We start from the raw sequence: 14329 nt of genomic DNA on the forward strand, positions 1-14329 counted from the left end.
ACTGGTTACAGTTATCGAAGAAGAGATGAGAAAAGCTCACTATGCAGTTATTTGTGAATGATTTGACCGTTATTGATTGCTCCTACTTATGCCCGGAAAGGGGGATAGTTGGTGAGAGCTGGATTGTTGATATCGTACTTGATGGCGCGTTAAATGAGCAATCTATGGTGCTCGACTTTGGTCGGGTGAAAAAGCAAGTTAAAGCCATTATCGATAACTCGGTTGATCACAAATTGGTTGTACCGGCAGAGCATTCGTATACAAAAGTAACGCACAACTCTGATGACAGCGCTAACTGGGTCGATTTTCTGCGCCCGGAACAGGGTTCTATTCATCTGTTCTGCCCAGCCGATGCCTTTGCTTTTATCGATGCCGATGTCGTTTCCGTGGAAACGGTAACGGACTACCTGAAAGCCGTTATAAAGCGCGAGTTACCGGTTAATGTCGAAGGTCTGCAGCTGTTTCTGAGACCAGAAAATATCGACGGTTTTTACTATCACTACACACATGGTTTGAAAAAGCACGACGGTAATTGCCAACGTATTGCGCATGGTCATCGTTCAAAAATTCAAATTCGACTGGATAACATTCGCCAACCGGTGTTGGAAAAAGAATGGTCAGATAAGTGGGAAGACATTTATTTAGGCACTACCGAAGATGTTCGTTCGAAAAAGGAACTGACACTGTCTGAAGCTGCAACGTCTGCAACCAACGACTCAACTCACACCTATTACAGCTATGTTGCCGACCAGGGACTGTTTGAGCTTATTGTTCCGAACGCAGAGAACTTTGTTATAGAGACAGACTCAACAGTTGAGTGCATTGCAGATTTTCTCGCTGCAGAAATTAAATCTAAGCATGCGGGTCAGACTGTAGAAGTTCGCGCCTTCGAAGGGGTAGGAAAAGGAGCAATAGCCTATGCGTAAAATGATTGTTACCGCGGCTTTAGCGCTGTGTTTGACGAATGTGGCCTTGGCGGATGAGTCTTTGCCCCTGGAAATAAAGGGCTCCTTGACTCAGGGAGCTTTAATTTTAGCTAAGTCTGAGCCTGGTGTTACCGCAACACTGAACGGCGAAGCTCTGCAGGTAACCGAGCAGGGTTACATTGTTTTTGGTTTTCCGCGCAAGGCTAAGTTAGAAAACACCTTAGTTGTCAGTAAAGGCGAGAAAACTATCACTAAAGAGCTCAAGCTAGAGCCTCGTGAATACAAGATTGACCGTGTCGATGGTGTCCCGCAGAAAACCGTTACACCAGACCCGGAGCAAGTAAAACGAGCCAGAAAAGAAGCGGAAAAAGTTTGGCTGGCCAGACAAAAAGAAACGACACGAACAGACTTCTTGACTGCAATTACGAAACCGGCCGAAGGCCGCATTAGTGGTGTTTACGGCAGTCAGCGAATTTTTAACGGAGAGCCCCGAAACCCGCACTATGGGCAAGATATAGCCGGGCCAACAGGAACTCCGGTTAGAGCGCCGTGGCCGGGCGAAGTTGTTCTGGCTGAACCTGATTTATTTTACTCAGGCGGTACCATCATTATTGAACATGGCTATAAAGTGAACACAACCTATTTGCACTTGAGTGAACTGCATGTAGAAGTTGGTGACAAAGTGGAGCAGGGCGATTCAATTGGTGCTATAGGTGCCACAGGCCGTGCTACGGGACCTCACCTGGACTGGCGGGTTAACTGGGGAAATGAACGGTTAGATCCGGCCTTACTTCCCCAGCTTTATCAGGATTAATCGGAAGGCGTTAACCAGCCTTTCAGCTTATCTGGCTGTTCTACGCTTAAAACGTAGCTGCTTTTAGCGGGCTCTTGCCAGGTAAGCTCCAGTGTCATTAGTTCGTCGCGGCGAAACGCATGAATCGTCACCGTATCTCCGGGAATATAACGCTCCAGAATTCGTTTAACCGACTGCTCAGTTACCTGCAAATGATCAATTGCGATGACTTTGTCGCCAGCCGATAAACCTGCGTGATAAGCGCTTTCATCATGATACACGTTAAGAACGTCCAGCCCTTGTGCTGAGGCTTTGTATTTGGCTCCGAAGTTTATGCGCGCAGGCTGATCCGAAGTTTTTCCACCGACGCTGTTATCATCAACGGGCACCTGTTTTTGAACCATAACGCCAAAGTTTTGCAATAACTCCACAAGCGACAGCGACTCCTTGTTGTATAAGGCGTCTTTCAAAAAGTCGGAAACATCAATGCCGGGATACTGATTTAGCCAATTAATGACCGTGTCGTCAGCAGTGCCAATGGATGTTTTACCAAACTCATGCCAAAGCTCTTTCATAACTCTTGCCAGCGTCAGTTTATGCTCGGATTGCAGGCGCAACATGAGGTCGAGGCTAAGCGCTATTAAAGCCCCCTTAGCGTAATAGCTGACAATACTGTTCGGCGCATTCTCATTTTGCTGATAAAACTTAGTCCAGGCCAGAAAGCTCGACTCTGTCACACTTTGTTGATATTGACCGGCACCACGCTCAACCCGCGATAGAGTATCGCCTAAAAGCTTTAAATAACGCTTTTCGTCAATAATGCCGCTGGTGTGCAAAAGGTAGTCGTCAAAATAGGACGTCATACCTTCGTAGAACCAGAGTTGCTCAGTGTACGACTCTTTCTCCAACTGATAAGGAAGAAAAGCCTGTGGCTTCAGAGTTTTAATATTCCAGCTGTGGAAGTATTCATGACAACACAGGCTCAAAAAGGTCTGATAGTTGTCATTCATTTCGTATTGGTGAGCGCTGATTAAATCTTTACGGCTGCAAAGCAGTGCGGTTGAGTTTCTGTGCTCCAGCCCGCCAAAGCCATTTCCTACCACCATGGTCAGGAAGGTATAAGATTGAAAAGGTGCTTCTTCGAACAGACTAATCTGAGTTTCGCAAATTTTGGCTAAATCGGCGGTTATACGCGGGGTATCAGCATAATGGCGGCCGCTTAAGACCAGAGAGTGCTTAATGCCGTGAGCAATAAACTCTTCGATGGTTAAGTCACCCATTAAAAAAGGATAGTCAATTAACGCATCATAATTATCGGCCCGGAAGCATCCCCAGGAATGGGCTTGTCCATTTTTCCGGGGCATTCCGGTTGCAACCTTCCACAGTGGTGCTTCTGGCGGTGCGTGCAAATGGAGTTCACAGGGAAGGTCAGTTTGTCCCTCAACGGCAAGACACAGGCTGGTATTGTTAAAGAAGCCCTGAAACTGGTCCAGATAAGCTGAACGAACCGATAAATCCCAGGCGTATACCTGATAGTGCACAGTAACAGGATGCTTCGAGCGAGCCAGTTGCCAGCGGTTCTTACTTATTTGTTTAACTGCCAGAGAATGGCCGTTACTTTCGGCGTGCAAGCCAATAATGTGCTTACTAAAATCCCGTATTAAATAACTGCCCGGAATCCAGTTAGGTAACCAGAGTTCCTGCTCATCGTTCGTTTGCTCAATAGTGAGAGAGACATTAAATAAATGCCCATGTAAATCGATGGGTGTTATATCGTAAGCGATCAAGAGACTCTCCTTTGCTTGACACAGCCTGACAACTAGCGATCATAGTAACATATTGATTCATCGCAAAGAGACCCCTATGCCAAGCAAAATTTCGCAGCTCGTCACAGGTCAGAAAATAGAAGTTCAGCTGTCTAATTCGAACGTTCCTGCTCGGTTTTACTCGGAGTTTATTGGCGCGGTTAACGAGCGCTGGGTTATCGTTAATATGCCCGACGCGCGTAAATACAATGATATGCGTGATCTTTTGCAGGAGAAAACCCCGGTCATTGTCCGCTTTGTTCTGGAAAACGAAAGTGGTGAAATTTGTGCGTTTCGTAGTGAAATAAGCTATGTCATCTCGCACCCAACGAAAATGCTTTTTATTATGTGGCCAAATCAGATTGAGCATCGGGTTATTAGAAAAGGGCGCCGGTTTGACGCCTTTTTGCCTGCTTCAGTCTCAGGCCAGTCAATAAAAGGTGAGGAGAAGACTTTCAGAGGACATGTTCTGGATGTATCTGAAAGTGGATGTCGCCTTAAGCATGAAAAGCCAGAAGGAAAAATAGACGAGCTTTGGGAAAATGGCAGCAAAATTGTTCTAAAAATAGAACAGAAAAATAACGGTGACTTAACCCTTAAAGCTATAGTCCGGCAAGTAAAGCAAGTGGATGACCAGCTTGAGTTGGGTGTGCAGTTTATGGGGAACCAGAAAGACGAGGTTAACTCTCTTTTCTCCGGAAGTTTGGTGGATATTGACGAGTTATCGCGTTTAGAGTCCTCAGTATAATGGAAAAACCGATAAAAACGCAGTGGCAATTATTGATGGATAACCGTAACCGGTTCTTCTGGTTGCTGCAGGCGGGAGGCTGGATAGGTTATGCGTTGGTGAACTACATAGGGTCACTAATGCATGAAATGCGGGATATCTATACCCTCATTATTATTTTGGGGGCTTATGCCGGCTTTTTGATGACCATTCCGCTCCGCTATTTGTATCGGCGTATATGGGAGTTCCCACCGGCGCTTATGGTCTTAATTGCCATTGTGGTTTCTTATGTTACCGCTGTGGCCTGGGCCATTGTTGATAACGCCACTTACTGGGAAATTTATAAATTTGGTTTTCGGCCGGACAGCCCTTTTTTCTATTTGAAAAACAGTTTGGCTAAGTTCTACATCATTCTTAGCTGGAGCGGGCTTTATTTTGGTATTAAGTATTATCAAATGCTGCAGGAGGAGAAGCAAAAAGCCTTACTGGCTTCATCTATGGCGCATCAGGCGCAGTTGAAAATGCTGCGATACCAACTCAACCCGCATTTTTTATTTAATACCTTAAATGCAATTTCTACGCTTATTTTGCTAAAAGAGAATGAAAAAGCCAATTTGATGGTGAATAAGCTAAGCCACTTCCTGCGTTTTTCGTTAGATAATGAACCGATTAAAAAAGTGACTTTGGAAAAAGAAGTGGATGCGCTGCTTTTGTATCTGGACATCGAAAAAGTACGTTTTGACGAGCAGCTTGAAATTGATATTCATTTGTCAGATGAAACCAAGAATGCCCTGGTTCCTAGTTTAATTTGCCAGCCTTTAATCGAGAACTCAATTAAGTACGCCATTTCAAATGTAGAAGGGGTGGGGAAAATCAGAGTTCGTTCCTGGTCAGAAAACGAAAACCTGATTCTGGAGGTGTGTGATAATGGGCCGAAAATCGACACAGACCCGGAAAAACTATTTCGTAAAGACGGCGTCGGACTTAATAATACCCGTCAAAGGCTTAAATCCTTATATGGTAAGCAGTATCGGTTTGAAATGCTAAAAGGTGCTGAGAGCGGTCTTTGTGTTCGTATTACCATTCCGATGGAAATGTTGGAGAGTCAAAGATGAATCGATTGAAAACCCTGGTTGTTGACGATGAACCTCTTGCCAGAAAGGGCTTGGTTATTCGTTTGCAGGAGTTTGAGCAGCTGCAGTTAATGTCTGAGTGTAAAAGCAGCCGAGAAGCGGTCGATGCCATCATCGAAAATAAACCTGATTTGATTTTTCTCGATATACAAATGCCGGGGCTTAATGGCTTTGAAGTATTAAAAGCCGTTCAGGAGAAGGGACATGAGTTGCCAATTGTGGTGTTTGTCACCGCTTACGACACTTACGCTATCAAAGCTTTTGAAGTCAGGGCGTTAGATTATTTGCTGAAGCCCGTTGATGACGACCGCTTGGCAGAATGCGTTAACCGCGTTATAAGTGAGCATCAGGCGGTTAACGACGAACACCAGGAAAAACTCATTAGTTTAGTTGCGGAGGTAACCGGGCAAGATACTCACACGCTATTAGAGAAGCTGGCTTCAGGCGAAAATATCACCGCAGACCAATACCCGGACTATATCGCCATAAAGGACAGCGGTGAGATAACCCGGGTTGCCGTCAAAGATATTAAGTGGATTGATGCCGCCGGAGATTACATGTGCATACATGCCGGTGACGATACCCATATTCTGCGACGCACAATGAAAGAACTGGAGCAGGACTTAAATCCTAAATTGTTTCAGCGGGTTCATCGCTCCGCCATTGTTAATATCAAACAGGTTGAGAAACTCTGTAATCAGCAAAATGGTGAATATCATTTACAATTAAAAAATGGTCAAAAACTGAAAGTAAGCCGTAGTTATAAAGACCGAATTAAACAACTTATTCTGAGCTAATCATGTATCGACTGCTGGCAGTAACAACCTTTCTAATCCTGATAGCAGGGTGTACAGCGAATCTTGGCTACAAGTTCGCTGACACTCTGGTTGAGTGGAAAATTAAAGATTACGTTGATTTAACCGGTGAGCAGGAAGAGCTGCTAGCAGCGAAAGTTGATGAAATGCACCTTTGGCATGCACAAACTCAGCTGCCGTTGTACAGAAATGAACTAAAAAACCTGAGAGATAAGGTCGATAAGCAGACGCTGAACAAAAAAGATATCAGCGACTTTGAAGATAAGCTCTGGACGTTCTGGGATAATGTTTTAGTGCGAGCAGAAACAGAAGCGGGTTTACTAGCGACTCTTTCACTTAAGCAGCGCCAACAGCTCATTAGTCGCTTAGAAGAAGCGCAGGAAGAGCGCTACCAGCGTTTTCAGGACGACCAGGAAGAAAACCCGATATTAAGAAGGTTGGATCGCATTTCGGAAGTGGAAGAGGACTTAGAAGATATTATTGGTTCTCTCACTAAAGAGCAGGATAAGTTATTGCGCAGCTGGGTGGCTGATTCCCCTGAGTTACGAGAGCAATGGTTAAGTTATCGCTCAAATTGGTTAGGTGAATTTGAGAAAGCGTTGTTGAAGCAACCGGTAGACGAAGAGCGATTATCAGCATTAATTCTTGACCCACAACAATTAATAAGCGAAGAGCTTCAGCAAAAAGCGGATGAAAATAGCCAGCTTCGTAAAGAGTTCTTATGGGGTATGTATCAGAGCCTGACTGGGGAACAACGCAAAAAAGTGATAGAAAAGGCCGATGAATACATCGACCTTCTAGACTCTTTAATTGATGATTTTAACGATTAACGGACTTCTATCATCTTACAGGTGTTACTTGAACCCACGGTTTCCATTACGTCTCCGTGGGTTAATATGATTAAATCACCGGCTTTTATATGCCCACTTTTTTTCACTACCTCAATAGCTTCAGTTATCGGATTACTGACACTGGTAGAATCAAAATCTATAGGGTAAACACCGCGGTACAAAGCCGATTTGTCGCGACTTTGCGGATGGCGGGATAATGCAAATATGGGCAAGTGAGAAGTAATTCTCGACATAAGCTTAGCGGTAAAACCAGATTCAGTTAGCGCTATAATGGCTTTGACGCCATTCAAGTGGGTGGCTGCGTACATTGCAGACATAGCTGTCGCCTCGGTAATACTGGAGAACATTTCTTCCAGATCCTGATGGCGCAGCTGAGCGGTTGGATGTGTTTCTGCACCCAGACAAATTTCAGCCATAGCTTTTACCGTTGCTACCGGATGTTTACCGGCAGCAGTCTCTGCCGATAGCATTACGGCATCTGTGCCATCCAGCACGGCGTTAGCAACATCCATCACTTCGGCGCGGGTCGGCATTGGGTTTTCAATCATCGACTCCATCATTTGAGTCGCAGTAATAACTACTCGATTCAACTGGCGTGCACGCGAAATAATCTGCTTTTGCTTACCCACTAATTGAGCATCGCCAATTTCGACGCCTAAATCACCGCGGGCAACCATAACGGCATCGGATGCTCTAATGATGTCATCTAATGCATGCTCGCTGGCAACGGCTTCAGCGCGTTCAATCTTAGCGCATAATACGCCTTGTCCACCGGCTTCGCGGAGCAAGTGACGAGCCTGATTAATGTCATCGCCAGAACGGGGAAATGAAACCGCGAGGTAATCTACGTTTATTTCCGCCGCCAGTTTAATGTCTGCTAAATCTTTTTCTGTTAATGCGGCAGCTGACAAGCCACCACCTTGACGGTTAATGCCTTTGTTATTAGAAAGCACGCCGCCAACGGTAACTTCTGTTTTAACCTGGCTGCCATCAATTTGTTCAACTTTTAACTGGATACGACCATCATCCAGTAACAAAAGGTCTCCGGGACTGACGTCTGTTGGTAAGTCTTTATAGTCGAGGCCGACACGTTCCTGATCGCCGCTGTCTTTTCCAAGTTCAGCGTCTAAAATGAACTTATCACCAACAGCCAACGTAATTTGTTTTTGTTGAAAGCGGGCAACGCGAATTTTTGGTCCCTGCAAGTCGCCTAAAATGGCAATATGGGCGTTTAATTCCCGGGCAATTTTTCTGACCATGGAAGCGCGCTGCTTGTGATCGTCACCATTGCCGTGAGAAAAGTTTAAACGAACAACATTGGCACCCGCTTTTATTAGCTCTCTGAGCGTTTCCTCAGAGTCAGTAGCCGGTCCGAGAGTAGTCACAATTTTGGTACGACGAAGCATGCAAAACCTCAGCAAATTTACCCGTGAATTTAAGCTTAAGTTTAGCACATGGACTGTTACAGTAGTACGAAATTTAATTGAAAGATAAAGGAGTTAAGTAAATATGAGTGAACACGACTGGAGTAATAAAAGTGAACAGGAGTGGCGCGAAATATTAGGCGATGAAGCTTATTATGTATTAAGAGAAAAGGGCACTGAGCGGCCTTTTTCCGGAAAGTATCTAAGCTGTGATAAAGACGGCGTTTACCGTTGTGCCGGTTGCGGCCAGAAACTTTTTGAAGCCGGGCATCAGTTTGATGCGCATTGCGGCTGGCCCAGCTTTGATAAAGCCATACAAGGCTCAATTGACTACGTAAAAGATTCAAGCCATGGCATGACTCGTACTGAAATACTCTGTAGTCAATGTGGTGGGCATTTGGGCCACGTATTTGATGATGGCCCAACAGAAACTGGACAACGGTATTGCGTTAACTCACTGGCGATGCGTCACGAAGACGATGAGTAGTAGCCACGAAATTTACCATCTTCAATTTTATCGACAATCGTTTCAGCGCGATCATCCCAGTCGTCGTATTGGTCTTCGCTGGCATTAACAATTGATTTCATACTGTTTTTATCCAGGTTTTTCTGGCCGAACTGCCAGGCAACCTGGGACCAGACATAAGCTTCAGGGCCATTGCCTTCTTTTAAATACATGGAAACTAAAGTTGAGGGTATTTCAGGATTTACTTTGTCATCGGGACGATACAGCCGTAGCGCGCTGTAAAGAAGCTCAAAGGTTTTTTCCGAGTCTTTCTTGGTATAATAGGTGGCTAGCGCTAGTTTAAGCTCAGGCGTTTCCATTTTTTTGGTGCCTTCTAACGCCAGAAGTTTATCCAGCGCACCCTGGTCGCTTCGGTTAGCCCAATGCCAGTATAGCCATAGAGGGTGTTCAGAGTCGGCGGTTTCGTCAGCCAGTTTCTCTATATTTTTTCGTGAGTTAATAAAGGCTTCTAAACGATCCGACTGTTTCTGTTTTGATTTTGTCATTTCAAGTGTTGCAGCCAGTTCGATACATTTTGAATACTCTTCCAGATCTCGCATGACGAAATACTGGTTTTCGCTCGTATCGCTTAGGCTACGTTCATAACGACTGTAAATGAGTTCGCTACGCTCTACGTTGCACCAGTTATCGGTATTTAAATCGCTACAAATACCAGGCGTAGACTCGCAAATTTCACTGACTGACGGCTTTCCTTCCATACATCCGGTTAAAGCGAGAGCAGCACTTGTAATAACAATTTTTTTAAACATAGATATCAACATTTTTTTAGTGAAATACAATTGTTCCGTAAAATTGGCTTCATGCCAAGCTTTTCAGTACAATATCGCGGTTTTTAAGCGTAGCACTTTATAAGCTCACAGACATTACCATAGAGGACAGGGCTCACTATGAACTCTAACCAGCAAGATCCAACCTTATCAAGTTGGCAGGAACGTCAGGAATTCGCCGAGCAGATGCAACCTTTGCTTGGGAAGTTGTACCGGAACTTCGGTGTTGAAATTTTGGTTTATGGCCGTTCATTACTGAACGTATCAACCATTAATATTATTAAGGCACACCGTCTTATTCTTCGCCACGAAGGGCAAAAAGTTCGTTTACGCGAAAGTTTTCCGTTCTTGCAGGCTATGGCAGAGCTGAAACTGTCCCCGGCTCGCGTTGATTTAGGCAAACTCGCCTATGGCTACTTGTTTGGTGATAAAGCTGATGGTTTGTCGGTTACAGATTACGTCAAACGTGAGTTAGCGGATATCATTGACTCGGAAGATAATATTGAGCCTCGCGACGTGGTTTTATATGGCTTTGGACGGATAGGGCGCTTATTGGCTCGTCAGCTAATTGAACGCAATGGCGGCAACAACAAAATGCGCTTACGTGCCATTGTTGTTCGTGGCGGTCGCGATGGTGACTTAGAAAAGCGGGCAAGTTTGCTGCGCCGTGACTCAATCCATGGTTTATTCAACGGTTCAATAACTGTTGATCATGATAGCCAGAGCATAAAAGCTAACGGTACCAGTATTAAAGTGATTTACTCTAATGGACCGGATCAAGTGGATTATACCCAGTACGGTATTAATAACGCGATTGTTATCGATAATACCGGTATCTGGAAAGATGAAGATGGTCTGGGTCTGCACCTGAAATCAAAAGGTGTCGATAAAGTGCTGCTGACAGCTCCGTCAAAAGGCGACATCAAAAATATCGTATTTGGCGTGAACGATAAGATGATCGAAGACAGCGACAAAATCGTTTCTGCAGCAAGCTGCACAACCAATGCAATTACGCCTGTGCTCAAAGCGATAAATGACGAGTTTGGTATTCGCAATGGTCACGTAGAAACGGTTCACTCGTACACTAACGATCAGAACCTGATTGATAACTATCATACCGCCGAACGTCGCGGTCGCTCAGCGCCGCTGAACATGGTTATTACTTCGACAGGCGCAGCTAAAGCCGTCGCTAAAGCACTTCCTGAAATGGCCGGTAAACTGACCGGTAATGCCATTCGCGTACCGACCCCGAATGTGTCAATGGCAATAATGAATCTGAACTTTGAAAAGTCGACAAGTCGCGATGAATTAAACGATTATCTGCGTCAGGTTTCTTTGCATTCAGAATTGGCTAACCAAATTGATTATACTGCTTCGACTGAAATCGTTTCTTCAGATTTAGTGGGTTCACGTCATGCTGGTGTAGTTGACTCTCAGGCAACGATAGTTGAAGACGACAGAGCCGTACTGTACGTTTGGTATGACAACGAATTTGGTTATAGTTGCCAGGTTATTCGTGTGGCTGAAGCTATGGCCGGACTTAAGGTTCCTAATTTACCTAAATAATTGAAAAAGCGCCTGCGGGCGCTTTTTTTCTACTCACTTTCTCAGAAACAACACATAAAGGTGAAGTATGCATATCACTGCAAACTTTGACAGTGGCAATATTCAAGTTATCAGCTCAGACAATGCCGATAACATTCGTTTGGCTATCAAAAAAGATCATCAGTCTGATTTTTACCAATGGTTCCATTTTAAGCTGTTTGCTGAAGCCGGTGAAGAGCACGTGATGACGATTGAAAATGCATCTGATTCTGCTTACCCCGATGGTTGGAAAGAATACCAGGCACTAGCCTCATACGATCGTGAAACCTGGTTCCGGGTTCCGACGGAGTACAATGGCAAAGAACTGACTATTCGTCATACACCAGAGCAGGAAAGCGTTTATTATGCGTATTTCATTCCTTATTCGTATGAGCGTCATCAAGACCTGGTTCAATCAGCTCAACAGTCAATTGACTGTTATCACGAGCTATTAGGTGAAACGATAGACGGTCGCGAATTAAATCTATTGGTTATAGGCGAACCCGCTGAGCACAAAAATACCATTTGGGTGACTGCACGCCAGCATCCGGGTGAGTCAATGGCGGAATGGTTTATGGAAGGCTTAATTACACGTTTACTGGACGACGAAGATGGCGTTGCCCGTAAGTTGTTAGACGAAAACGTCTTTTATGTCGTACCAAACATGAACCCGGATGGCAGTGTTCGTGGCCACCTTAGGACCAACGCCGTTGGCACGAACCTGAACCGTGAATGGGCAGAGCCAAGCCTGGAAAAAAGCCCGGAAGTTTTTTATGTGCTGAAACGCATGCAGGAAACCGGTGTTGATATGTTTCTTGATGTGCACGGTGATGAAGCATTGCCTTATAACTTTGTGGCAGGCTGCGAAGGCATACCTTCGTACGACGAGCGCCATAAAGACTTAGAAGACACTTTCAAGTCAGCCTTTTTGGCTGCAACTCCGGAGTTTCAGACTCAATACGGTTATGAACTGGATGAGCCGGGTAAAGCGAATATGACAGTCGCAAACTCTGCGGTAGGCGAACGCTTCAAGTGTTTATCCTACACTCTGGAAATGCCGTTTAAAGACAATGCAGACTTACCTGACGAAGATTTCGGCTGGTCAGTAGCCCGTTGTCAGCGTTTAGGAGAAGATGTTTTAACCGCAATATTGGCAGTCTCACCAAAATTGCGTTAAAACTAGAGTTGGATCACAAAATAATAACAACAAAAGGGGGTCTTCCTTGGAAGCGCTCAACAATTTTTTGCTTTGGATTGACGGGTTTTTAGGCTCTGCAGCCTATTTCCCGTTTCTTTTGCTCGGTGTGGGCTTATTTTTCTCACTCTATCTTGGTTTTCCTCAGGTACGCTATTTCAGACATGCCTGGAGAGTACTCGCCGGCAAATTTGATAAAAAAGACTCACAAGGTGATACCAGTCACTTCCAGGCGTTATCGACCGCGTTATCAGGTACTGTGGGCACCGGTAACATTGGTGGCGTTGCACTTGCCATATTCTTGGGTGGCCCGGCGGCTATTTTCTGGATGTGGATGACGGCATTCCTTGGTATGACCACGAAGTTTGTCGAAGTTACCTTGTCGCACAAATATCGTGTCAAAACCGAAGATGGCACCATGGCTGGTGGACCAATGTATTACATGGATCGCCGCCTCAATATGAAATGGTTGGCGGTTATCTTTGCAATTGCGACTATTGTTAGTTCTTTTGGCACCGGAAATATGCCGCAAATTAATAACATTGCGCAGTCAATGGAGCAGACTTTTTCAATTGATCCTGTCTGGACCGGTGCAGTACTGTCCATTTTGCTAGCGATGGTTATCATTGGTGGCATTAAACGGATAGCGGCGGTTACCTCAAAAATCGTTCCTATTATGGGAATTGTTTATGTCATTGGTTCTTTAAGCGTTATTTTATTCAATATCGATAATATCGGCTCATCTTTTGCTTCTATTTTCAGCGATGCCTTCACCGGTTCAGCTGCTGCCGGGGGCTTTCTGGGAGCCAGCTTTGCCTATGCGTTTAACCGTGGTGTAAACCGTGGTTTATTCTCTAACGAAGCGGGTCAGGGTTCGGCTCCTATTGCTCACGCATCAGCTAAAGCGAAAGATCCTGTTGCTGAAGGTTTGGTTTCAATTCTTGAGCCTTTTTTGGATACCATCTTGATTTGTACCTTAACCGGTCTGGTCATTTTGTCTTCCGGAGTTTGGACTGAGAAGTTTGAAAATAACTTTGCCAGAAGCGATCTGGACTTCGTTGTTGGTGAGTACAATGATGTTGACAAGGAAGACCGTCAAGAGCTTTACAGATACCTGAACGACTACGACGATACTGAAATTAAACGATATTCAGGTACGCTAAATGTTGTAGATGGTAAGGCGCAGACTAATGGTGAAATTACTATTTTGCATGCGCGCTCGGTGGCTGAAGACGTGCGTTTCATTATTGCCGGAGAAGATGCTTACAATGGTCAGGTAAAAATTGAAAATGGCAACTTGATTAAAGAGGACATTGAAGTTGTCGGGAAATCACTAGTACATTCTGCGGCTCTAACCTCACTGGCTTTTGCTAATGGGTATTTCGGAGACTATGGGCAGTACATTATTCCTATTACCTTATTGATGTTTGCCTTTTCAACGGCTATTGCCTGGTCTTATTACGGTGACAGGGCGGTTGTTTATCTGGTCGGCCAAAAGGGTGTCATGCCTTACCGTATACTTTATGTCGCAGGCTTTTTCTGGGCGTCATTTGCAGATACCACTTTAGTTTGGACAGCCTCTGCTGTCGCTATTGTCCTAATGACATTACCCAACTTACTGGGTATGATTTTGCTTCACCGGGAAATGAAATCAACGGTTAAGTCTTATTGGAAAGACTTTGGTGATGCCGACAAGAAAAAGTAATAGAATAAGCGCCAATTAAAGCAAAACGGTCAACCTAAAGTTGGCCGTTTTATTTTTTATTCCCTCGCAATGCTTGAA

Annotated in this window: 13 protein-coding genes; 10 read left to right on the plus strand and 3 right to left on the minus strand. The window is 44.8% G+C overall.

Features of this window, described 5'->3' with window-relative positions; all coding sequences use genetic code 11:
• Positions 1 to 41 precede the first annotated feature (41 nt).
• Positions 42 to 926 carry a 6-carboxytetrahydropterin synthase gene (locus tag NJR55_RS10440; RefSeq protein ID WP_253619886.1) on the plus strand — a complete coding sequence of 295 codons (885 nt, stop codon included), beginning with the start codon at positions 42 to 44 and terminating at the stop codon, positions 924 to 926.
• A complete protein-coding gene (locus tag NJR55_RS10445) occupies positions 919 to 1740 on the plus strand; it encodes a M23 family metallopeptidase (protein ID WP_253619887.1) in 822 nt (273 codons plus the stop codon). Before NJR55_RS10440 ends, NJR55_RS10445 begins: the two co-directional genes overlap by 8 nt.
• Here the strand turns inward: NJR55_RS10445 and NJR55_RS10450 are convergent.
• Positions 1737 to 3506, minus strand: coding sequence for a M61 family metallopeptidase (locus NJR55_RS10450; RefSeq protein WP_253619888.1), 1770 nt, complete (start codon positions 3504 to 3506; stop codon positions 1737 to 1739). The genes NJR55_RS10445 and NJR55_RS10450 overlap by 4 nt on opposite strands.
• Before the next feature lie 76 nt (positions 3507 to 3582).
• On the opposite strand from NJR55_RS10450, the gene NJR55_RS10455 reads away from it, so the two are divergent.
• From NJR55_RS10455 to NJR55_RS10470, 4 genes are read left to right on the plus strand one after another with little or no spacing between them, the layout of a single operon-like run.
• Entirely contained in the window at positions 3583 to 4272 is a 690-nt protein-coding gene (locus NJR55_RS10455; protein WP_253619890.1) for a flagellar brake domain-containing protein, read from the plus strand.
• The gene (locus NJR55_RS10460; protein WP_253619891.1) at positions 4272 to 5366 is read left to right on the plus strand and encodes a sensor histidine kinase; all 1095 of its coding nucleotides are present in this window, start codon (positions 4272 to 4274) and stop codon (positions 5364 to 5366) included. The genes NJR55_RS10455 and NJR55_RS10460 overlap by 1 nt, the downstream gene beginning before the upstream one ends.
• The gene (locus NJR55_RS10465) at positions 5363 to 6181 is read left to right on the plus strand and encodes a LytR/AlgR family response regulator transcription factor (RefSeq protein WP_253619892.1); all 819 of its coding nucleotides are present in this window, start codon (positions 5363 to 5365) and stop codon (positions 6179 to 6181) included. Before NJR55_RS10460 ends, NJR55_RS10465 begins: the two co-directional genes overlap by 4 nt.
• A gap of 2 nt (positions 6182 to 6183) precedes the next feature.
• Entirely contained in the window at positions 6184 to 7029 is an 846-nt protein-coding gene (locus NJR55_RS10470; RefSeq protein ID WP_253619894.1) for a DUF6279 family lipoprotein, read from the plus strand.
• Here NJR55_RS10470 and pyk read toward each other — a convergent pair.
• The gene (gene pyk / locus NJR55_RS10475; RefSeq protein ID WP_253619895.1) at positions 7026 to 8456 is read right to left on the minus strand and encodes a pyruvate kinase; all 1431 of its coding nucleotides are present in this window, start codon (positions 8454 to 8456) and stop codon (positions 7026 to 7028) included. The two genes, NJR55_RS10470 and pyk, sit on opposite strands and share 4 nt — an antisense overlap.
• A 103-nt stretch (positions 8457 to 8559) precedes the next feature.
• Here pyk and msrB point away from each other — a divergent pair, with 103 nt between their 5' ends.
• Positions 8560 to 8961, plus strand: a complete 402-nt coding sequence (gene msrB, locus NJR55_RS10480) for a peptide-methionine (R)-S-oxide reductase MsrB (RefSeq protein ID WP_253619896.1) — start codon at positions 8560 to 8562, stop codon at positions 8959 to 8961.
• Here msrB and NJR55_RS10485 read toward each other — a convergent pair.
• Positions 8943 to 9698, minus strand: a complete 756-nt coding sequence (locus NJR55_RS10485; protein WP_253619897.1) for a DUF2989 domain-containing protein — start codon at positions 9696 to 9698, stop codon at positions 8943 to 8945. The two genes, msrB and NJR55_RS10485, sit on opposite strands and share 19 nt — an antisense overlap.
• Before the next feature lie 189 nt (positions 9699 to 9887).
• Between NJR55_RS10485 and NJR55_RS10490 the strand changes: the two genes are divergently transcribed.
• The 3 genes from NJR55_RS10490 (at position 9888) to NJR55_RS10500 (ending at position 14251) form a co-directional block, all read left to right on the plus strand.
• Positions 9888 to 11333: a glyceraldehyde-3-phosphate dehydrogenase gene (locus NJR55_RS10490; RefSeq protein WP_011234512.1), complete on the plus strand. Its 1446-nt coding sequence runs from the start codon at positions 9888 to 9890 to the stop codon at positions 11331 to 11333.
• A 67-nt stretch (positions 11334 to 11400) separates the two neighbouring features.
• Positions 11401 to 12528: a M14 family metallopeptidase gene (locus NJR55_RS10495; RefSeq protein WP_253619898.1), complete on the plus strand. Its 1128-nt coding sequence runs from the start codon at positions 11401 to 11403 to the stop codon at positions 12526 to 12528.
• Positions 12529 to 12574: 46 nt separating this feature from the next.
• Positions 12575 to 14251: an alanine/glycine:cation symporter family protein gene (locus NJR55_RS10500; protein WP_253619899.1), complete on the plus strand. Its 1677-nt coding sequence runs from the start codon at positions 12575 to 12577 to the stop codon at positions 14249 to 14251.
• The last annotated feature ends 78 nt before the right edge of the window (positions 14252 to 14329 follow it).

It is taken from the genome of Idiomarina rhizosphaerae, from assembly GCF_024159085.1.
Lineage (GTDB): Bacteria > Pseudomonadota > Gammaproteobacteria > Enterobacterales > Alteromonadaceae > Idiomarina > Idiomarina rhizosphaerae.

What these genes read in the sequence shown, in the direction of transcription:
- msrB (WP_253619896.1), top strand. Translation starts at nt 8,560, where the DNA reads ATGAGTGAACACGACTGGAGTAATAAAAGTGAACAGGAGTGGCGCGAA.
- NJR55_RS10445 (WP_253619887.1), top strand. Translation starts at nt 919, where the DNA reads ATGCGTAAAATGATTGTTACCGCGGCTTTAGCGCTGTGTTTGACGAAT.
- pyk (WP_253619895.1), bottom strand. Translation starts at nt 8,456, where the DNA reads ATGCTTCGTCGTACCAAAATTGTGACTACTCTCGGACCGGCTACTGAC.
- NJR55_RS10440 (WP_253619886.1), top strand. Translation starts at nt 42, where the DNA reads ATGCAGTTATTTGTGAATGATTTGACCGTTATTGATTGCTCCTACTTA.
- NJR55_RS10455 (WP_253619890.1), top strand. Translation starts at nt 3,583, where the DNA reads ATGCCAAGCAAAATTTCGCAGCTCGTCACAGGTCAGAAAATAGAAGTT.
- NJR55_RS10470 (WP_253619894.1), top strand. Translation starts at nt 6,184, where the DNA reads ATGTATCGACTGCTGGCAGTAACAACCTTTCTAATCCTGATAGCAGGG.
- NJR55_RS10485 (WP_253619897.1), bottom strand. Translation starts at nt 9,698, where the DNA reads ATGGAAGGAAAGCCGTCAGTCAGTGAAATTTGCGAGTCTACGCCTGGT.
- NJR55_RS10490 (WP_011234512.1), top strand. Translation starts at nt 9,888, where the DNA reads ATGAACTCTAACCAGCAAGATCCAACCTTATCAAGTTGGCAGGAACGT.
- NJR55_RS10495 (WP_253619898.1), top strand. Translation starts at nt 11,401, where the DNA reads ATGCATATCACTGCAAACTTTGACAGTGGCAATATTCAAGTTATCAGC.
- NJR55_RS10460 (WP_253619891.1), top strand. Translation starts at nt 4,272, where the DNA reads ATGGAAAAACCGATAAAAACGCAGTGGCAATTATTGATGGATAACCGT.
- NJR55_RS10465 (WP_253619892.1), top strand. Translation starts at nt 5,363, where the DNA reads ATGAATCGATTGAAAACCCTGGTTGTTGACGATGAACCTCTTGCCAGA.